This is a genomic window from Streptomyces sp. RK62 (assembly GCF_018070255.1).
Classification (GTDB): domain Bacteria; phylum Actinomycetota; class Actinomycetes; order Streptomycetales; family Streptomycetaceae; genus Streptomyces; species Streptomyces nigra.
On sequence record NZ_JAGPYD010000003.1, the window covers coordinates 128246 to 148114 of the forward strand.

Consider the following 19869-nt stretch of genomic DNA (forward strand, 5'->3'; position numbering starts at 1 on the left):
GCTCACCACTCCGCGAAGGAGTCGTCCGCGTGCCGCCAGACCGGGTTGCGCCAGGCGTGTCCGGCCCGGTCCGCCGCCCGTACGGCCGTCTCGTCGACGGTGATGCCGAGGCCCGGGGCGTCGTTGCGGGGCGCGTGCCCGTCGACGAAGCGGAACGGCGTCGGGTCGGCGAGATAGGACAGCAGGTCGGCGTCCTTGTTGTAGTGGATGCCCCGGCTCTGCTCCTGGATCAGGAAGTTGGGCGTGGCGAAGGCGACCTGGAGGCTGGCCGCGAGGGCGATCGGGCCGAGCGGGCAGTGCGGGGCGAGCTGGGCGCCGTAGGTGTCGGCGAGGGAGGCGATGCGGTGCACCTCGGTGATGCCGCCCGCGTGGGACAGGTCGGGCTGGGCGACGGCGATGCCGGCGGTGAGGGCGGGCAGGAACTCGGCGCGGGAGTAGAGCCGTTCGCCGGTGGCGAGGGGCACGGGGCTCGCCTCGACCAGGCCGGGCAGCAGATGGCCGTGCTCGGGGAGGACGGGTTCCTCCACGAACAGCGGGTGCAGCGGCGCGAGTTCGGCGAGGACCCGGCGGGCACTGGCGGCGGTGAAGCGGCCGTGGAAGTCGACGGCGACGTCCCGGCCGGGGCCGAGGACCTCACGGGCGGCGGCGACCCGGTCGACGACGGCGGCCGTCTCGGCGGCGGTGGCGATCGGCGAGGTGACGCCGGCGCCGTTCATCTTGACGGCGGTGAACCCGGCCTCCACCTGGGCGGCTATCTGCTCGCTGAGCTCGGCGGGTTCGTCGCCGCCGACCCAGGCGTAGACCCGGACGCGTTCACGTACGGGCCCGCCGAGCAGGGCGTGCACGGGTGCGCCGTAGGTCTTGCCCGCGATGTCCCACAGGGCCTGGTCGAGTCCGGCGACGGCGCTGGAGAGGACGGGGCCGCCCCGGTAGAAGCCGCCCTTGGTGAGCACCTGCCAGTGGTCCTGGATGCGCAGCGGGTCCTGTCCGACGAGGTACTCGGCGAGCACGTCCACGGCGGCGCGCACCACCTCGGCCCGCCCCTCGACGACGGGTTCGCCCCAGCCGACCACTCCGTCGTCGGTCTCCACGCGGCAGAACAGCCAGCGCGGCGGGACCTGGAAGGTTTCTATCCGCGTGATCTTCACTTGCCCCCCGTGCCTTTCGTGTCGTCGTCGCCGGCCGCCTCGCCGGGCCCGTCGAGCCGGTCCAGATCGCGTCCGGCCTGGACGAGCAGGGCGCGCATCGCGGACTCGGCGGCGCCGGGGTCGCGTTCGCGCACGGCGTCGAGGACGGCGCGGTGGGCGGGGACGGGGTCCTCGCTGTGCGGATGGCTGTGCACGATCCGGTCGCGGTGGGCGAGGCCCGGCTCGATGACCATCTCCATGCGTTCCAGCAGTTCGTTGTGGGTGGCGGCGAGCAGGGCCCGGTGGAAGGCGAGGTCGGCCTCGACGGCCTGGCCGGGTCCGGCGTCCTCCTCGCCCATGGCGACGAGGGCCGCCTCCAGGGCCTCGAGGTCGGCGTCGGTGCGGCGCTCGGCGGCGAGGCGCACGGCGGCCGGTTCGACGATGGCGCGGACCTCGGCGAGGTTGCGCAGCAGGGTCCGGTCGGCGTCGGTGGCCTCGCCGGCGCCCTCGAACTGCCAGCGCAGCACGTCGGCGTCGAGGAGGTTCCAGTCGGCGCGGGCCCGCACGAACGTGCCGCGTTTCTGCCGGGCGTCGACCATGCCCTTGGCGGCGAGCACCTTCAGGGACTCCCGCAGGGCGGTGAGACTGACGTCCAACTCGCTCTGCAGCGCCACCAGGTCGAGCGTGGCGCCCTCAGGGATCCGGCCGCCGAGGATGCGGCGGGCGAGGGCCTCCACGGTCTGGCCGTGCACGCCGCGGCGGGCGTAGGGCGTCATGTGGTCCAGCCTTTCTGCGGGGGAATGGGGGTGGGGGTCATGCCGAGGACTTCACGACGCTCCAGCCGCCGTCCACGACGAGGCTGGTGCCGGTGACGAAGGAGGCGTCGTCGGAGCCCAGGAAGGCGATGGCGGCGGCGACCTCGCCCGGGGCGCCGAAGCGGCGGGCGGCGGTCTCGGCGACGCTGCGCTCACGGTCCTCGGGTGTCACCCGGTCCCAGGCGGCGGTGAGGATCGGTCCGGGTACGACGGCGTTGACGCGGACCTCGGGCCCGTACTCGACGGCGAGCTGCCCGCACAGGGAGAGCAGGGCGCCCTTGGAGGCGGCGTAGGCGGGGTGTCCGGGGATGCCGACGCGGGCGTGCACGGACGAGGTGAGCACGGCCGCGCCGCGTCGCGCGCGAAGGTCGGGCAGGACGGCGCGGAGGCCGAGGAAGCTCGCGGTGAGGTTGACGTCGAGCTGCCGCTGCCAGGAGGTGAGGGTCATCGCGTCGGCCGGGGCGACCTCGACGGTGTAGGCGTTGCTGACGAGGAGGTCCACGGGCCCGAAGGTGTGCGCGGCGGCGACGATACGGCGCCAGTCGTCGTCCTCGGCCACGTCGGCACGGACGAACACGGCCCGGCCGCCGTCCTTGGCGATCCGTTCGGCGACGGCCGATCCGGCGTCCTCGGCGACGTCGGCGAGGACGACGGCGGCACCCTCCGCGGCGAGGCGTTCGGCGGTGGCGGCTCCGATGCCGGAGGCCGCGCCGGTGACCACGGCGGTGCGGCCGGTGAAGCGGTCCATCGTGGGGTCGTCTCCTTCGTGTGCGTCCGTCGTGGGCCGTGGGCGCGGGCGGGCGGGCCGTCCGGGCAAGATATGCGGCTCACTCACGTGTCAGTACCACCAGATCGGCGTCGTGACCGGCGCTCCAGGCGAACGGCAGTCCGTAGTGCAGCAGATGGGCTCCGCCGTACGTCGTGCCGGTGGCCGTGTCGCGGTAGCGGGCCGCCCGGTCCAGGCCGCGCAGCCGCAGCCGGGCGGGCCGGCCGGGCACGAGCGGGGCGCCGTCGAGGCGTCCAGTGCTGAGCGCGGCGACGACGGTGCGCTCCCCGGCGTCGTACTGGACGCCGCAGGTCGGCTCGTCGGGGCTGCCGAGCAGGCGGGCCTCCCCGTGATGGACGACGTCCCGGATCTCCTTGTAGCGGGCGATCCAGCGGGTGGCCTCGGCCCGTTCCTCGGGGCTCCAGGAGCGCAGGTCGGCGCCGATGCCGAGCACACCGCACATGGCGTTGACGAACCGGAAGGCGAGGCTGCGCGGGCGCGGGTCGAAGACGCCGGGCGCGTCGGTGACCCAGGAGCTCATGACATGCGGGGCGTGCGCGTGCAGGAAGCCGTACTGGATGGACAGCCGGTCCAGCGGGGCGGTGTTGTCGCTGGGCCAGACGACGTCGGTGCGGGCGAGGGTGAGGGGGTCGACGCGGCCGCCGCCGCCCGCGCAGCCCTCGACGGTGACATGGGGGTGGGCGGTGCGCAGGTGGTCCAGGACGCGCAGGTATCCGGCGACGTGCTCGGCGTCCAGGTCGACGGCTCCGGCGCCGGGCCGGCCGCGTTCGGTGGGCGGCCGGTTCATGTCCCACTTGAGGTAGTCGACGGCGTAGGTGCCGAGGAGCCGGTCCAGGGTGCCGATCACGAAGTCCTGGACGTCGGGGCGCCCGAGGTCGAGCAGCAGCTGGTTGCGGACGAGGCGGGCGGGCCGGCCCTCCACCCGGTACACCCAGTCGGGGTGTTCGGTGTGCAGCCGGCTGCCGGGGCTGACGGCCTCGGGTTCGACCCAGAGGCCGAAGTCGAGGCCGAGGCCGCGGACGTCCTCGACGAACCGGTCGAAGCCGTGCGGGAAGGCCGCCGGGTCGGGGTGCCAGTCGCCGAGTCCCCCGGTGTCGTCGGCGCGGCCGGTGAACCAGCCGTCGTCGACGACGAACAGCTCGGCGCCGATGTCGGCGGCAACCTTGGCGAGTTCGAGCTGTCCGGCGGCGTCGACGTCGAAGCCGGTGGCCTCCCAGGAGTTGTAGAGGACCTTGCGGGGGCGGTGCAGCCGGTCGCCGGCGAGCCGGCGTTCGTAGCGGTGCCAGACGCGGGACAGTCCGTCGAGTCCTTCGGGGCTGAAGGCGCAGGCGAGGCGTGGGGTGGTCAGGGTGGTGCCGGGGGTGAGAACGACGGCGCCCTCGTGCGGGACGCGTCCGGCGCGGACCCGGATCGCGCCGCCCGGTTCGGCCTCGGCGGTGATGTGCCAGTTGCCGGCCCACTCCAGGGCGACTCCGTAGGCGGGGCCGTCGCCGGGGGTGCCGTCCTGCACGGCGAGCCAGGGCGCGTAGGCGTGGCCGGGGACGCCCTGGGTGCTGCCCATGGTGAACGTGCCCCGGGTCAGGTGCAGTTGGGTGCGCTGGAACTCCTGGGACCACTGGCCGGTGAGGTACGTGAGCCGGGCGCCGGCGGTCACGGGGACGTTCACGGCGGCCGAGTCGAGGCGTTCCAGGCGCAGTTCGCGGGTGGCGGTGTGCTCGGTCCAGCGCAGGATGACGTCGGTGCCGGGCACCGTCTCGTAGCACAGGACCGTGCGCAGGCCGAGGACGTCGTCGGTGAACGCCAGCCGCAGCGCGCCCTCGCTCTCCTCGGCGCCGGCGAACTCCCACCAGGAGCCGCGCTCCCCCTCGGGGGTCGCGGCCACCAGCTCGGCCCCGGTGAAGGGCCGCAGACCGTACGGCAGATACTCGGCGGGCGCCGCGTCGGCCGGGGTGACGAAGTGGGTGCGGTGGGACCAGTCGAGGGCCGAGGGTCCGTCCTCGACGCCGGCCGGGCCCCAGGCGTCCAGCTCGGCCCAGGGTCCGTCCTGGGACAGACGGACGGTGTAGGTGGTCTGCTCGGTGCGCAGAGTCCAGCGCGGGTGCGTCACTTGACCGCTCCCAGGTTGAGGCCGGCCACGAAGTGCCGCTGGAAGCGCAGGAAGACGGCGACGGTGGGCGCGGCGGCGATGACGGACCCGGCGGCGATGACGTTCCACATGGACACGTACTGGCCCTGGAGTCCGATGAGGGCGGCGGTGATGGGCATCTTGGTGTCGCTGCGCAGCACGGTGATGGCCCACAGCAGGTCGTTGAAGATCCAGGTGAAGGACAGGGCGCTGAGCGCGGCGAGCGCGGGCCGGGTCAGCGGGAGGATGATCCGCCAGAACACCTGCCAGGGTCCGGCGCCGTCGACGACGGCGGCCTGCTGGATCTCGGCGGGGATGGCCCGCATGAACCCGTGCAGTACGAAGACGTAGAAGCCGACGCCGAAGCCGATCTGCACGCCGATGAGGGCGGGCAGGGTGTCGAAGACGCCGATCATCTCGCTCAGCTTGGAGACGGGGATGAGCAGGATCTGCGGCGGGAGCAGGTTGCCGCCGAGCATGAGGAGCAGCAGGGAGCGGCGCAGCGGCAGGTCGTAGCGGCTGAGGGCGAACGCGGCCATGGCGGCGAGCGCGAGCGTCGCGAGGACGCACGGGACGGTGACGAGCAGGCTGTTGATCAGGGCGCGCTGCTGGCCGCCGTCGACCCAGGCCTGGCGGAAGTTGTCCAGGGTGAAGGAGTGCGGGAGGCTGCCGAGCCCGTGGGCGGCGATGTCGTCGAAGGAGCGCAGGCTGGTCACCAGGACGAGGGCGATGGGCAGCAGCCACAGCAGGGCCAGCGCGCCGGCGCCGAGATGGAATCCGGCGGTCGCGGCCCGCCTGCGGCGTACGGCCGTGGTGGTGGCGGACATCAGTCGGCCTCCCGGAAGGCGCGGACGAGGTAGGAGGCAATGACGCCGAACGCCAGCAGGAAGATGACGACGGCCAGCGCGGAGCCGTAGCCCAGCCGCAAGGACTGGAACGCGGTCGAGTACATGTAGGTGCTCAGCAGTTCGGACGAGTGGTAGGGGCCGCCGCGGGTCAGCGACCACACGACGTCGAAGGAGCGCAGCGAGTCGATGATGATGACGGACACGACGACCGCGTTGACGCTGCGCAGCTGGGGCAGGGTGACATGGCGGAAGCGCTGCCAGGCGCTCGCGCCGTCGACCTTGGCGGCCTCGTACAGGGCGGGGTCGATGCCCTTGAGCCCTGCGAGGTAGAGGACCATGACGTAGCCGATCTGCCGCCACAGCGCGGGCACGATGACCGCGTACAGGGCGGTGGCCTGGTCGGCGAGCCAGGCGTGCCGCAGACTGCCGAGGCCGACCGACTCCAGCAGCTGGTTGAGGACGCCGTCGGGCTGGTAGACGGCCTGCCAGACGAGCGCGGTGGCGACGAGCGAGAACACCACGGGCAGGAAGAGGGCGGCCCTGTAGAAGCCGACGCCGCGCCGCTCCTGCTGGAGCAGCAGGGCGGCGGCGAGCCCGAGGAGGGCGGAGAGGCCGCCGAACAGCACGAGCCAGAGGACGGTGTGGCCGAGGGCGCCGCGGAAGACGTCGTCGGAGGCCATCTCGCGGAAGTTGTCCAGGCCGACGAACGTCGGCGCGGACACGCCGTCCCAGTCGGTCAGGGCGAGGTAGAAGCCCTGGACCGCGGGCCAGAACACCCAGACGGCCTCGGCGAGCAGCGGGACGAGGACGAAGGCGAGGACCAGCGGCGGGGTGCGCCGGGGGCCCCGGGCCCGGCCGCCACGGGACGGCGCCGGGACCGGGGGCTTGCGGTGGGGGGCGGTGAGGACGGCCATGGGTCAGGCCTTCCAGATCTTCTCGGCCTCGCGCTGCCAGTCGGTGAGGATGGAGTCGATCTCCTTGGGCTTGGCGAGGAACTTGGTCAGCGCGGTGTCGGCGGTGGGCTGGAGGGCGTCGCTGGAGTCGCGGTTGAAGAACTGGGTGATCTCGACCGCCTCCTCGATGTGCTTGCGGCCCTTCGTCACCAGCGGCGTACCGGCGTCCTTCGCGTCGGGGTGGCAGGGCAGGACGGTGCCGGAGGAGCCCTTGATGTAGATCTCCTGGGCCTCGGCGGTGGCGAGGTAGCCGAGCAGGTCGAGCACGCCCTCGCGGCGTCCGGTGCGGGCGCTGGCGAAGTAGCCGTCCGTGGGCGCCTCTTCGGCGAGCGGCACCTTGGGGTCGATGACGGGGAAGCGGAAGAAGTCGATGTCGTCGAGGGCGTCCTTGGGGGCCGCGTCGGCGAAGAAGGTGCCGATGAGCATCATGCCGCTGCGGCCGTTGAGCAGCGCGGTGGTGGCGTCCTGGAAGGCGCCCGCGGTGCCGTTCGGGTCGAAGTACGGCAGCACCTCGCGCCAGCGGTCGAAGACCCGGCGCACCTGGGGGTCGTCGAACCGGTGCTTGCCCGCGAGGAGTTCGCGGTGGTACGCGGCGCCGTTGATGCGGATGTCGAGGTAGTCGAACCAGGCGGAGGCCACCCAGGCGGTGTTGCCGCCGGCGCCGAGGCCGATGGGGGCGACGCCCTTGCTCTTGAGCTTGTCGCACAGGTCGAGGAACTCGTCCCAGGTCTTCGGCTCGCTGACGCCCCACTTGGCGAAGTTGGACTTCCGGTAGAACATGCCCCACCAGTAGTAGGTGGTGGGGACGAAGACCTTCTTGCCGGAGCCGGCGGTGCACAGGGAGTTCAGGGCCTTGGAGTAGCCCTTGAGTTCCGGTCCGTCCCAGAGCCCGCCGAGGTCGAGCAGCAGGTCCTTCTTGGCGTAGGCGTCCGCGACGGAGCCGGGGTACCAGGTGTAGACGTCCGGCGGGTTGGCGGAGGTGAGGTAGGTCGGCAGCTGGGTGCGGAAGGTCTCCGCGGCCACCGTGTTGAGGCTGACGTCCCCGGACTTCTTCTTGCCGTAGGCGGCGACGATGTCCTCCATCGCCGCCTTGGCCTGGGGTGCGGAGAGGTTGGACTGGAGGGTGACCGCGCCCGAGGAGGAGTTCTTCGAGGACGAGGTCGAGGTGACGCAGCCGCTGAGCAGCGCGGCCGTCCCGGCGGCGCCGATCCCGGCGAGGAGTTGCCGTCGGCTGGGCTGGGGGTGGGTCATGGAGGGCTCCCTGTGGATCCGCGCGGGCGGGGCCGGCCCTCCTTAAGGCCGGGGGCCCGCTCGCGGCGGATCCAGGTTCGCGTGGCGCTTCCACCACGTCAAGAATAATTACTAATTTATTTGAACTGGGTCCGGTGAATCCCGGGCTTGGGCCCCGCGACTACGGAACCTGAGCCCGACGGCCACTCGAACCCGGGTCCGGTGATCACTTGAGCTGGGCCTGGTGATCACTTGAGCCGGGTCCGGTGGACGAGACCGTCCACGCCCCGGTACGCGACGTCCACGCCACCGTCCGCTCCCGCGACCGCGCCGAGCGCGCCCTCGAAGGCGGCGCTCGGGAACTCCTGCCGCTTCGTCCAGCCCTGCCAGGCGCCGTTCTCGTACCGCTGCTGCCAGAGCGTGTAGTCGCCGGCCCGCGCGTACAGCACCACCGCGTCCCCGGCGGTGACCAGCGTCGGGCTGCCGCTCACGGTGCCGCCGAGCGAGGACCACTCCGACCAGGTGCCCGAAGTGTCGCGCGACCGCGTCCAGATGTCGTCCGACGGGGTGCGTACGGCGACATGCACCCGGCCCTGCGCGTCGACGGCGGCGGAGGGCCGGCCGTATGTCTCCCGGTCCCCGGGGGCGCCCAGCGACGACCAGTCCGAGGACGGCCCGCGCCGCACGATCCTCCCGTCCGCCCCGCGCGCGACGAGCGTCCAGTGCTCGGGGTCGGTGAAGGCGACGGACGGCGCGTCGGTCACCCGGCCGCCGAGGCTCTGCCAGCCGCCCCAGCGCCCGCCCTCGAACACCCGCCGGTACACCCGGGAGTCGGTGCCGCGTACGAACAGGTCGATCCGGCCGCCGGCCGAGGCGTACGCGGCGGGCTGCCCGAGGATCCGGCCGCCCGTGGGCCCGCCGAGGTCCTTGGTACGCCCGGTGCCGTCGCCGGTCACCTGCTTCAGGCTGCCGTGCGGCCCCCGGAAGAACGTGGTGAGCGTGTCCCCGGCGCGGACGACGGCCGGGCTCGCGGTGGCCCGTTCACCGAGGCTCGTGCCCGGCAGCGTCTCCTCGCCGGTCAGCTTCAGGAACGCCGTGCCGTGCGCGGGGACCTCCACGGTGTACGACCCGGTGTGCGTGCCGCGGTCGGCGCGGGCACGCAAGTCGCGGACCTTCACCGTCCCGCCGAGGGCGACGTCGGCGAAGTCCACCGTCCGGCGGACGGGTTGGTCGGAGCGGTTGAGCAGGACGACGGCCCGCTCCCCGCGTCCGGCGAGGTCCTTGCTGTAGACGTCGCCGGTGGAGTCGGAGGCCACCCGGACGCCCTGGACGGCGAGCGGGTCCTGGTTGACGGCGATGATCTCCGGGTTGCGCAGCGTCCCGATCATCGACGGCGTCAGGGTGCGCGGGTCGGAGCCGACGACCAGCGGCGAGGACATCTCGGCCCACATCACGAACTGGGTGGTCGACTCCTCCTCGGTCAGCTCCAGGGAGCCGTCGGCCATGCGGCGCATCGGGATGAGGTAGTCGGGGTCGTTGTAGTGGCCGGGCCCCTGCGCCTCGGGGTGCCAGGCGTTGGCGTCCATGTTGCGCAGGACGTTGGGCCACTGGCCGGGGCTGGGGGTGCCCCAGGCGATGTCGGTGCCGGTGCGCCAGGAGTCCGCGATCGTCGGCGCGTAGGCGTACGTGTTGTGCGCGTCCTGCTCGGGGGTGTGCGGCAGGCCCCAGTCGTCGGTGAGCGGGTTGCAGAGGTTGAGCAGCATCGTGCGTCCCGACTTGGCGACGGCGTCGCTGAACTCCTTGAAGGCGGGCCCCGGGTCGAGCTTCGCACCGATGCCGCACAGGAAGTCGACCTTGATGGCGTCGACCTTCCAGGCGGCGAACTGCCGTGCGTCCTCGGTGTAGTGGCCTCGGCTGCCGAGCCCGCAGGTCTTCCCGCCGTCGTACTCTCCGGCGTCGGTGTAGATGCCGGCCTTCAGTCCGCGCTTGTGCAGGTAGGAGACCAGAGCCGGGATGCCGGAGGGGAAGCGGTCGGGGTGGGCCGTCAACCGGCCTTGCGCGTCACGGGGGTTGTCGGCCTGCCAGCCGCCGTCCAGCCACACGATGTCGTAGCCGCTGTCCCGCAGACCGCTGCTGACCAGCTTGTCGGCGACCGCGCGGACCTCCTTCTCGGTGGGCGCGCCGAGCCCGTAGTAGGTGTTCCAGCCCATGTACGGCGTCGGCGCGAGGCCGCTGTCGTAGTAGGCGGGCGCGCCTTGGTCCACGGTCGCGTTGAAGCTGGTGTCCGCGGTGGCGTTCACGGTGGTGTCCGCGGTGGCGGGCGGTGCCGCGGAGGCGGTCAGGACCACGGCGATCGCGGTCGTCAGGGCGAATGAAGTCACGTGCCTCTCCGGAGGGTTGGGAAGCAGGAGGGGTGTGACGCGGGCCGCTACGGGTGCCGGGGCCGTCGGCGTCACGGCGAAGACTGTGGCGCGCGGCCGGAACCGTGTCAATATTAATTACTAATTTACAGAAACACGTATCCGCCCTGTCCGGACTCTTGACGGGCCGGGGCCCGGGGTGCAGGGTTTGGCAACGTTGTCAGAGCCTCTGGGGAGCCCAACACCGTCCGCTCCAGGCAACGTTGTCAACAGCGTCCCCGGGGCCGCCGGCCCCGGGACCTTCCTGATCGGAGCCGTGCCCCATGCCGGATCAGCCGTCCGTGCCGTCCCGCCGCACCGTCCTCGCCGCCGGATCGACGCTCCTCGCGGGCTTCGGGGCCGGCATGGGCCTCCCGACCGCCGCCGCGGCGGCGGGAACCGGCCACCCGCGCCCGGCCGCCGCCCAGGGCGAACTCGCCGCGTACCGGCCCGTGAAGGTGTCCTCCACCGACTACGCGCCCACCCCGGCCGAGTTCGCCGTGGACGGCCTGGACACGGTGGGGGTGCGCGGCACCGGCTGGCGGGCCGCGGCCGGCGACCCGCAGTGGATCAGCGTCGACCTCCAGGCCCTGTGCGAAGTCGAGTCCGTGCGGCTCGTCTTCGAGGCGACCGTGGACGACCCGCCGTACGTCGACTCTCCGAACGGCAGCCCCCGCGACAACACCACGGGGCAGGAGATCCTCTCCAGCTGCGCGGTGGACTTCGCCGTCGAGACCTCCCGCGACGAGAAGACGTGGACGGCCGTGTACCGCACGGACTCCGGGCGGGGCGGGGCCGTCGCCATCGACCTGCCCGAGCCGGTCACCGCCCGCTGGGTGCGCCTGACCGTCCACAAGCGCTCGAACGCCAACCCGCTGGGCCTGAACGGCTTCCAGGTGTACGGCACCTGCCGCGACCGGCGCCCGGCCGTCACCGGCTGGACCGACTGGGGCGTGCACCACGGCACTCCCCCGGCGCTGAAGCCGGCCGCCGACGGCACCGTGCCTCTGGAGTCCGGCTGGGACCTGACCATGGACGACTGGGCCGGTGCCGAGGGCGCCGAGCTGTCCCGCCCCGAGTTCGACACCAGCCGCTGGCTTCCCGCGACCGTGCCGGGCACCGTGCTGACCTCCCTGGTCGACCAGGGGCATCTGCCCGACCCGGTCGCCGGGTTCGCGAACCTGCATGTCCCGGAGGCCCTGTCCCGGCACTCCTGGTGGTACAGACGGCCGTTCCGGCTGCCGAAGGGCCTGGACAACGGCGCCGGACGGCACGTCTGGCTGGAGTTCGACGGGGTGAACCACAAGGCGGAGGTCTGGCTCGACGGGCACCGCGTGGGCGAGGTCGAATTCCCCTTCGCCCGCGCCGCCTTCGACGTCACCGAACTCCTCGCCGACGGCGGTGAGCAGGCCCTCGCCGTGAAGATCACTCCGATGCCGTACCCGGGCAGCCCCGGCGACAAGGGTCCGGCCGGGCTGGCGTTCGTCGACGCCGGCGCCAACATGATGAACCGCAACTCGCCGACATATCTGGCCGCTTCGGGCTGGGACTGGATGCCGGCGGTGCGCGACCGGGCGGCCGGCCTGTGGAACCATGTGCGGCTCCGCTCGACCGGCGCGGCCGTCCTCGGCGACGTCCGCGTGGACACCCGGCTGCCCGACCTGCCCGACACCGGCACGGCCGAGCTGACGCTGGTCGTCCCGGTGCGCAACGCCGACTCCACCGCCCGCTCCGTCACCGTGCGGGCCGCCTTCGGAGGCGTGAAGCTGACCCGGACGGTCACCGTCCCCGCGGGCGAGACGACCGACGTCGTGTTCAGCCCCGCCGACCACGCGCAACTACGGCTGCGCAACCCCAAGTTGTGGTGGCCCAACGGCTACGGCGAGCCGTCCCTGCACGACCTGACGCTCACCGCGACGGTCGGCGGCCGGGAGAGCGACCGGCGCACGACCCGCTTCGGCATCCGCCAGTTCGGCTACGAGTACGACGTCCCGCTGACCTTCCAGTCGGGCAGCGACGCCTACGCCCAGACCGTGGAGTTCGCCCGGCAGAAGGCCCGCCATGTGCGGATCCGGTGCCGGACCAGGGCCACCCAGTGGGGTGCGTCGATCTGGAACCTGTCGGTGCTCGACAGCACCGCCCCCGGCGCCGACCTCGCCCTGCACCGGGACGCCACCGCCTCCACCGTGGACGAGGACGCGCACAAGCCGGGCAACGTCACGGACGGCGACCCGAAGACGCGCTGGTCGTCGGCGTTCGAGGACGACCAGTGGATCGCGGTCGACCTGGGCGCCGAGGCGTCCTTCGACCGGGTCGTCGTCACCTGGGAGCAGGCGTACGCGAAGACGTACGACGTGCAGGTCTCCGACGACGGCGACACCTGGCGCGACGCCGCCTCCGTCGACAACACCGCGACACCGCTGCCGTTCCGCGCCTCGGGCTCGGCCGCGCTCCAGAGCGTGGAGTTCGAGCCGCGCACCGCACGACACGTCCGCGTGCTGTGCCACAGCCGGGCCACCAGCTGGGGCGCGTCCATGTGGAGTCTGTCGGTGATCGACAGCGCCTCCCCCGGCACCGACCTGGCCCTGCGCAAGGACGCCACCGCCTCGTCGGAGGAGGGCGGGGGCAGCAGGGCCGCCAACGCGGTGGACGGCGATCCGAACACCCGCTGGTCGTCGGCGTACGAGGACGAGCAGTCGATCCAGGTCGACCTCGGCGCGTCGGTCCGGTTCGACCGGGTGGTCATCCTGTGGGAGCAGGCGTACGCGAAGACGTATACGGTCCAGGTCTCGGACGACGGCGAGCGGTGGACGGACGTGAAGTCCGTCGACAACTCCACCGTTCCGCTGAAGATCAGCGTCAACGGTGTCCGGGTGTTCTGCCGGGGCGGCAACTGGGGCTGGGACGAGCTGCTGCGCCGGATGGACGCCGAGCGGATGGACGCGGCGGTGCGTATGCACCGCGACATGAACTTCACGATGATCCGCAACTGGCTGGGAAGCAGCAACCGCGAGGAGTTCTACGCCAGTTGTGACGAGCACGGGCTTCTGGTCTGGAACGACTTCCCCAACGCGTGGGCCATGGACCCGCCGGACCACGAGGCGTTCCTGAGCCTGGCGCAGGACACGGTGCGCCGCTATCGCTCGCACCCGAGCATCGTCGTGTGGTGCGGCGCCAACGAGGGCAATCCGCCCGGCCCGCTCGACGACGGGATGCGGGCGGCGGTCCGGGCGGAGGCGCCCGAGCTGCTGTACCAGAACAACTCGGCGGGCGGCATCGTCACCGGCGGCGGCCCGTACGGCTGGGTGGAACCCGAGCGGTACTTCTCGGCGAGCACCTACGGCAGCGGGGACTTCGGCTTCCACACGGAGATCGGTATGCCGGTGCTGCCGACGGCGGCGACGATGCGCCGTCTGGTGGGCGACGAACCGGAGTGGCCGGTCAAGGGCGCCTGGTACTACCACGACTGGAGCACGCGGGGGAATCAGGCGCCGCAGAACTACCGGGCGGCGATCGAGTCCCGGCTCGGTGAGGCGAAGGACCTCGACGACTTCTGCCGCAAGGCGCAGTTCGTCAACTACGAGAACTTCCGCGCCATGTTCGAGGCGTGGAACGCCCGCCTGTGGGACGACGCGAGCGCCCTGCTGCTGTGGATGTCGCATCCGGCCTGGTACAGCACGGTGTGGCAGACGTACGACTACGACTTCGACGTCAACGGCGCCTACTACGGTGTCCGCAAGGCGAGCGAGGCCGTGCATGTGCAGGCCGACCCGGTGAGCGGGCAGGTGCTCGCCGTCAACCACACGCCCCGCCGGATCAAGGGCGTCACGGTCGTCGCCACCCGTTACGACCTGACAGGCCGCCGGCTCGGCGCGGAGCGGCGCGCCAAGGTCGACGTCGACGCCTCCTCGACGGCACCCGCTCTCACCGCCGGCTGGACGGACGACCTGCCCGACCTGCATCTGCTGCATCTGCGGCTGCTGGACGCGCGTGGCGATCTGCTCGCCGAGAACACGTACTGGCGCTACCGCGAGCCCGCCCATCTGCGCGCCCTGAACGAGGTCGCCCGGACCCGGGTCTCGGTGGAGGTCACCGGCACGGACCGCTCGGGCGGGCGGCACGGGCTGACGGCCCGGCTGCGCAACCGGGGCACGACGGTCGCGGCCATGGTGCGTGTGTCGCTGCTGGACGGGAAGGGGCACCGGGTGCTGCCCACGCTGTACGGCGACAACTACCTGTGGCTGCTGCCCGGCGAGTCCCGGACGGTCACGCTCGAGTGGCCCGCGTCCGCCCTGGGCTCCGGCCGGCCGGTCGTCCACGTGGAGGGCCACAACGTCCCGGCGGCCACCGCGAGCGGACGATGAGGGTGAGCGGCGGCAGACATTCAGAAACGGCGTCGCTGAATGCGATGAAAAGGATGCGTTGGACGCGAGAATCGGGCAGGAGCACAGTGAACACGTCCCTCACCAGGACGGAACCACCCCGACTGCACCCCGCGGAGACCACTCGATGAACCACGTCGCCGACCCCGAGCGCTACGACGGCACCATGCGGTACCGGCGCACCGGGCGCTCAGGACTCGACCTGCCCGTGCTGTCGCTGGGCTACTGGCACAACTTCGGTGACGACAAGCCGTTCGAGTCCCAGCGCGAGATCGCCCTGCGCGCCTTCGACCTGGGCATCACCCACCACGACCTGGCCAACAACTACGGCCCGCCGTACGGCTCCGCCGAGATCAACTTCGGCCGGCTGATGAAGCAGGACCTGGCGCCGTACCGGGACGAGCTGGTGATCTCCACCAAGGCCGGCTGGGACATGTGGCCCGGCCCGTACGGCCAGGGCGGAGGCTCCCGGAAGTACATGCTGGCCTCGCTCGACCAGTCGTTGCGGCGGATGGGGCTGGACTACGTCGACATCTTCTACTCCCACCGGCTCGACCCCGGCACCCCGCTGGAGGAGACGATGGGGGCGCTCGACACCGCCGTCCGCCAGGGCAAGGCCCTGTACGTCGGCATCTCCTCCTACGACGCCGAGCGCTCCCGGCAGGCGGCCGCCATCCTGCGGGACCTGGGCACGCCGCTGCTCATCCACCAGCCGTCGTACAGCATGCTCAACCGCTGGATCGAGAACGAGGGGCTGCTGGACGCCGCCGAGCAGGAGGGCTTCGGTGTCATCGGGTTCACGGCACTGGCCCAGGGGCTGCTGACGGGCCGGTATCTGGAGGGCGTGCCGGAGGGGTCGCGGGCCACCCAGGGCAAGTCCTTCGACCAGGGCTGGCTGTCCGACGAGATGCGCGGCCGGCTGCGCGCGCTCAACGACATCGCGGCCCGGCGCGGGCAGAGCCTCGCCCAGATGGCGCTCGCCTGGGCCCTGCGGGACCCGCGGGTGACGTCGCTGGTGATCGGCGCCTCGCGCACCGAGCAGCTGGAGCAGAACGTGGCCGCGCTGGAGAACCTCGACTTCAGCGACGAGGAGCTGGCCGAGATCGACAAGTACGCCACCGACGGCGGCGTCGACCTGTGGCGGGAGGCCAGGACCGGCCAGATGGGCTGACGCACACGCCGTACGGCACCGCGCGCACTCCGGAACTCCGGGGGCGCGCGGTGCCGTTCGTGCGCCGGGACTCCCTTCTGTCGCTGGTATGGACCTGACAGGCTGCCCTGGCTATGCTCGGCCCGACCCGATGAGAGCGCTCTCAGCTTGCGGTTGTTCCACCCCCACCTTGCTGGAACGACGAAGGGCAACTCCCTTGAGACGCAGCAGACTCACCTATGCCTGTCTCTCCGCGCTCCTGGTGCTCGGCGGCTGGACCGCGACCGGGACCGGACAGGCCACGGCCGACGACTCCCCCACCAAGGCGCCCGCCAAGGCGAGCCCGGCGCCCGCCTCCGAAGGACTGCTCCAGGCCATGCGCCGGGACCTCGGCCTGTCGAAGGAGCAGGCCGAGAAGCGGCTCGCGGCCGAGCGCACGGCGACGGCGCTCGTGCCGAAGGCGCGCAAGGCGGCCGGATCCGCCTTCGGCGGCTCATGGTTCGACGCGCGCAGCGAACGGCTCACCGTCGGTGTCACCGAGGACGCCTCCCCCGCGACCGTGCGCCGCGTCGAGGCCACCGGCGCCGCCGTCCGCACCGTCGAGCACACCGCACGGGAACTCGACCGGGCCAAGGCCCGTATCGACCGCTTCGACGCCCCGTCCGGCGTGAGCAGTTGGCACGTTGACCCAGCGGCCGGGACCGTCGTCGTGAACGTCGTACGGGGCGAGCGGGCTGACAACGATGTCCGCGATTTCGTGTCCCGCGCCCGTGCGGCCGGTCCGGTCACCGTGCGGACGGTCGCGTCCGCGCCGACCACCTTCGCGGCCGGCACCGTCGGCGGCGACCCGTACTACACGGGCAACGTCCGCTGCTCCATAGGCTTCTCGGTGCACGGCGGCTTCATCACCGCCGGCCACTGCGGCGGCGTCGGCCAGCAGGTGCGCGGCTGGGACGGCTCGTACATCGGGAACTTCCAGGGCTCCTCGTTCCCGGACAACGACTACGCCTGGGTGAACGTGGGCAGCGGCTGGTGGACCGTGCCGGTGGTGCTCGGCTGGGGCACCGTGCCGGACCAGCTCGTGCGCGGCTCGGCCGAGGCCCCGGTCGGCGCCTCGATCTGCCGCTCGGGCTCGACGACCCGCTGGCACTGCGGCAGGGTGCTGGCCAAGAACGAGACCGTCAACTACGCCCAGGGCGCGGTGCACCAGATGACGAAGACCAGCGTGTGCGCCGAGGGCGGTGACTCGGGCGGCTCGTTCATCAGCGGCGACCAGGCCCAGGGCGTCACCTCCGGCGGCTGGGGCAACTGCTCCAGCGGGGGCGAGACCTGGTTCCAGCCGGTCAACGAGATCCTCGGCCGCTACGGCCTGACCCTCCACACCGCCTGACCCAGGGACCCCCACCCGATCGAGGCCCCGTGTCCGGCCCCGGCTCCGGCCGGACACGGGGCCTTTCCCATGCCAACACAAGGCCCTTCCCACACCAGAGGGCCGGAGTGAGTGCTCACTCATTGACGGAGTGAGCACTCACTCCGTAGGCTGCTCGGTATGACACCGAAGGAGAACCAGCCCGCCCGTCGCCGCTCGCCCGCCATGTCGCCGGAGCAGCGCCGCGAGATGATCATCCAGACCGCGATCCCGCTGATCGCCGAATACGGCGGCACGGTGACCACCGCGAAGATCGCCCGCGCCGCGGGCATCGGGGAGGGCACGATCTTCCGGGTCTTCGCCGACAAGGACGAACTGATCCAGGCCTGCGTCGCCGAGGCGCTCTCCCCCGACCACGCGATCCGCGAGCTCGACGCGATCGACCTGGCCCAGCCGCTCCCCGACCGGCTCGCCGAGGCGGCCGAGGCGCTGCAGGCGCACATGGCGAGGATGGGCGCGGTGATGGGCTCGCTGGGCCACCGGGGCGGCAAGCATCCGGGGACCGTGCGCGGCGCCGGCCGCCAGGAGTCGACGGCCCGTCTGCGCGCGGCTCTCGCCGATCTGCTGGAGCCCGACCGGGCCGCCCTGCGCAGGCCGCCGGAGCAGATCGCGGCCCTGTTCTTCGGCCTGCTGTTCACCCAGCCGCGCACGGACGAAGAGCCCGATCTGACCCCGGTGGAACTGGTCGACGTCTTTCTGCACGGGGCCGTCTCGAGCGAGGGCCGGTGAAGAGGCGGGCGCGACGCGCGGCGGTCTGCGCCCTGGCCGTCCTCGCTCCCGTTCTGGTCCGGCTGGTCGCTGACCCGCTGCTGGGCCATCGGCTGAGGATCACCGACGGGGACCGGACGCTCGACATCGGCGCCGGGCCGACCGTGTTCGTCGCCCTGCTCGCCTCGCTCGCCGGCTGGGCACTGCTGGCCGCCCTGGAGCGTTCCGCCGTACGCCGCGCCCGCGCTGTATGGACCGGGGCGGCCGTCGCCGTACTGGTCCTGTCCTTCCTGCCGTTGACCGGAGAGGGCATGGGCAACGGCACCCGCGCCACCCTCGCGCTGATGCACATGGCGGTGGCGGCGGTGCTGATCCCGGGGTTGACGGCCGGCTCGGCGGTCGACGGGGTCCGCACCGCCGCCCGGGCCGGGTGACCTCGGTCAGGGGTGCGTGAACGCCCGTCGCGCGTGCGCCAGGAAGTCCCGTACGGCCGGGCCGTGGGCGGGCCGCCACACCAAGGCGAGCAGCGCCGGTGTCTCGACGTCGGCGAGGGTGCGGGCGACGAGGACGTCATCGAGACCCTTCGCCATCGAGGCGCTCAGGACGGCCACGCCGAGCCCCCGGGCGGCGAGTCCGGCCAGGGCGTCGGCGGCGCCGGCCTCCAGCGCGATCGTGGGCCGCAGTCCCCGCGCGGCGCACGCCTGGTCGAACACCGCGCGCAGCCCGGTGCCGGGGGGCATGCACACGATCGGATGGCCCGTCAGGTCGTCCAGGACGACCTTCCGCCGCCGGGCCAGCGGGTGCCCGGGCGGCACGGCCACGACGAGCCGTTCGCTGATGACCGTGAGGGCGTCCAGCCCCTCGGGCGCGGTGGCGGCGGCGCCGATCAGCGCCATATCGAGGGTGCCGTCGCGCACCCCCTCGGTGAGCCGGTCCGAGCTGTCCTCCAGCAGCGACAGCTCCACTCCGGGGTGTGCCCGGTGAAAGGCGGCCAGGGCGTCGAAGAGCGGGGTGAGCGTGCAGCCGCTGACCATGCCGACGGTGAGCCGGCCCCGGATCAGGCCGGTCACCTCGCCCACGGCCTGGCCGACCGCGCCGGCGGCGGCGAGCGCGGCCCGGGCGTGTTCCAGGGCGGCCTTCCCGGCGACGGTGAGGGTGACGGCCCGCGCCGACCGGTCGAACAGCTCGGCGCCCAGCTCCCGTTCGAGCTGCCGGATCTGTGCGCTGACCCCGGACTGGCTGATGTGCACCCGCTCCGCCGCGCGGGTGAAGCTCCGCTCGTCGGCCACCGCCACGAAGTACTCCAGCTGCCTCAGCTCCATGACTGTGGATTCTAGAACGCAGAAGAACCATCTGTTGGACTTCTGATCGCCCGGTGACCAGGCTGGAAGGCGAGGGAACGTCGTCTCACCCCCAGGAGGAATCCATGCCGGAGTACGAGAAGGCCATGCGGCCGGAGGACATCACGCGTCTGTTCGTCGAGCGGTCCAACGCCGGGGACGCGGCCGGGGTCGCCGCCCTCTACGAGGAGGACGCGGTGCTGGCCTACCCGCCGGGCGAGCGGACGGTGGGGCGGGAGGCGATCCGCGCCCTGTGGGAGAAGGTGCTGGCGAACCGTCCCCGCTTCGCGCCGGAGCCACCCCTGCCGACGCTGGTCAGCGGGGACATCGCCCTGACCTCGACCCCGCCGTCCGACGGTGCCGGCGCGCGGGCGCAGGTGGTGAGGCGCCAGCCCGACGGGAGCTGGCTGCGGGTGCTCGACCAGCCCGAGTTCGTCACGCCCGGCAGCTGACCGGCGCGCATGCCGCGCACGCTGGGCGGGACGCATGCCGGGCGGGGCGCGCTGGGCGGGGCGCACGCACCCCTGCACGGCCGGATGTAGGACACTTCGGCCCATGATCCGGGGCGGGGCCCGT

Annotated in this window: 15 protein-coding genes; 6 read left to right on the forward strand and 9 right to left on the reverse strand. The window is 72.5% G+C overall.

Annotation, left to right across the window (positions count from 1 at the left end; genetic code table 11):
* Window positions 1-2: 2 nt before the first annotated feature.
* The 8 genes from dgoD to KBY32_RS07005 form a co-directional block, all read right to left on the reverse strand.
* A complete protein-coding gene (gene dgoD / locus KBY32_RS06970) occupies window positions 3-1148 on the reverse strand; it encodes a galactonate dehydratase (protein WP_108705445.1) in 1146 nt (381 codons plus the stop codon).
* Window positions 1145-1903 (reverse strand): FadR/GntR family transcriptional regulator, encoded by a 759-nt coding sequence (locus tag KBY32_RS06975; protein ID WP_210979255.1) that lies wholly within the window; start codon window positions 1901-1903, stop codon window positions 1145-1147. Before KBY32_RS06975 ends, dgoD begins: the two co-directional genes overlap by 4 nt.
* 37 nt (window positions 1904-1940) lie before the next feature.
* Window positions 1941-2690, reverse strand: coding sequence for an SDR family NAD(P)-dependent oxidoreductase (locus KBY32_RS06980; RefSeq protein ID WP_210979256.1), 750 nt, complete (start codon window positions 2688-2690; stop codon window positions 1941-1943).
* Window positions 2691-2769: 79 nt separating this feature from the next.
* On the reverse strand, window positions 2770-4836 hold the full coding sequence (locus tag KBY32_RS06985) for an alpha-galactosidase (protein ID WP_210979257.1): 2067 nt from the start codon (window positions 4834-4836) through the stop codon (window positions 2770-2772).
* On the reverse strand, window positions 4833-5681 hold the full coding sequence (locus tag KBY32_RS06990) for a carbohydrate ABC transporter permease (protein ID WP_055619793.1): 849 nt from the start codon (window positions 5679-5681) through the stop codon (window positions 4833-4835). Before KBY32_RS06990 ends, KBY32_RS06985 begins: the two co-directional genes overlap by 4 nt.
* Entirely contained in the window at window positions 5681-6616 is a 936-nt protein-coding gene (locus KBY32_RS06995) for a carbohydrate ABC transporter permease (protein ID WP_210979258.1), read from the reverse strand. Before KBY32_RS06995 ends, KBY32_RS06990 begins: the two co-directional genes overlap by 1 nt.
* Window positions 6617-6619: 3 nt before the next feature.
* Entirely contained in the window at window positions 6620-7906 is a 1287-nt protein-coding gene (locus KBY32_RS07000; RefSeq protein ID WP_210979259.1) for an ABC transporter substrate-binding protein, read from the reverse strand.
* Between the two features lie 227 nt (window positions 7907-8133).
* Window positions 8134-10266 (reverse strand): glycoside hydrolase family 27 protein, encoded by a 2133-nt coding sequence (locus KBY32_RS07005; protein ID WP_308293665.1) that lies wholly within the window; start codon window positions 10264-10266, stop codon window positions 8134-8136.
* Between the two features lie 302 nt (window positions 10267-10568).
* Between KBY32_RS07005 and KBY32_RS07010 the strand changes: the two genes are divergently transcribed.
* The 5 genes from KBY32_RS07010 (at window position 10569) to KBY32_RS07030 (ending at window position 18387) form a co-directional block, all read left to right on the forward strand.
* Window positions 10569-14648 carry a discoidin domain-containing protein gene (locus KBY32_RS07010; RefSeq protein WP_210979261.1) on the forward strand — a complete coding sequence of 1360 codons (4080 nt, stop codon included), beginning with the start codon at window positions 10569-10571 and terminating at the stop codon, window positions 14646-14648.
* A 145-nt stretch (window positions 14649-14793) separates the two neighbouring features.
* Entirely contained in the window at window positions 14794-15837 is a 1044-nt protein-coding gene (gene mgrA / locus KBY32_RS07015) for an L-glyceraldehyde 3-phosphate reductase (protein ID WP_055619789.1), read from the forward strand.
* A gap of 196 nt (window positions 15838-16033) precedes the next feature.
* Window positions 16034-17206, forward strand: coding sequence for a S1 family peptidase (locus KBY32_RS07020; RefSeq protein WP_210979262.1), 1173 nt, complete (start codon window positions 16034-16036; stop codon window positions 17204-17206).
* 204 nt (window positions 17207-17410) lie between these two features.
* On the forward strand, window positions 17411-17974 hold the full coding sequence (locus KBY32_RS07025) for a TetR/AcrR family transcriptional regulator (RefSeq protein WP_374224914.1): 564 nt from the start codon (window positions 17411-17413) through the stop codon (window positions 17972-17974).
* Window positions 17971-18387, forward strand: coding sequence for a DUF6069 family protein (locus tag KBY32_RS07030; RefSeq protein ID WP_210979264.1), 417 nt, complete (start codon window positions 17971-17973; stop codon window positions 18385-18387). Before KBY32_RS07025 ends, KBY32_RS07030 begins: the two co-directional genes overlap by 4 nt.
* A gap of 6 nt (window positions 18388-18393) precedes the next feature.
* Here KBY32_RS07030 and KBY32_RS07035 read toward each other — a convergent pair whose 3' ends face one another.
* Window positions 18394-19275 (reverse strand): LysR family transcriptional regulator, encoded by an 882-nt coding sequence (locus KBY32_RS07035; RefSeq protein WP_210979265.1) that lies wholly within the window; start codon window positions 19273-19275, stop codon window positions 18394-18396.
* Between the two features lie 104 nt (window positions 19276-19379).
* Between KBY32_RS07035 and KBY32_RS07040 the strand changes: the two genes are divergently transcribed.
* Window positions 19380-19745 (forward strand): nuclear transport factor 2 family protein, encoded by a 366-nt coding sequence (locus KBY32_RS07040; protein ID WP_055619784.1) that lies wholly within the window; start codon window positions 19380-19382, stop codon window positions 19743-19745.
* Window positions 19746-19869 lie beyond the last annotated feature (124 nt).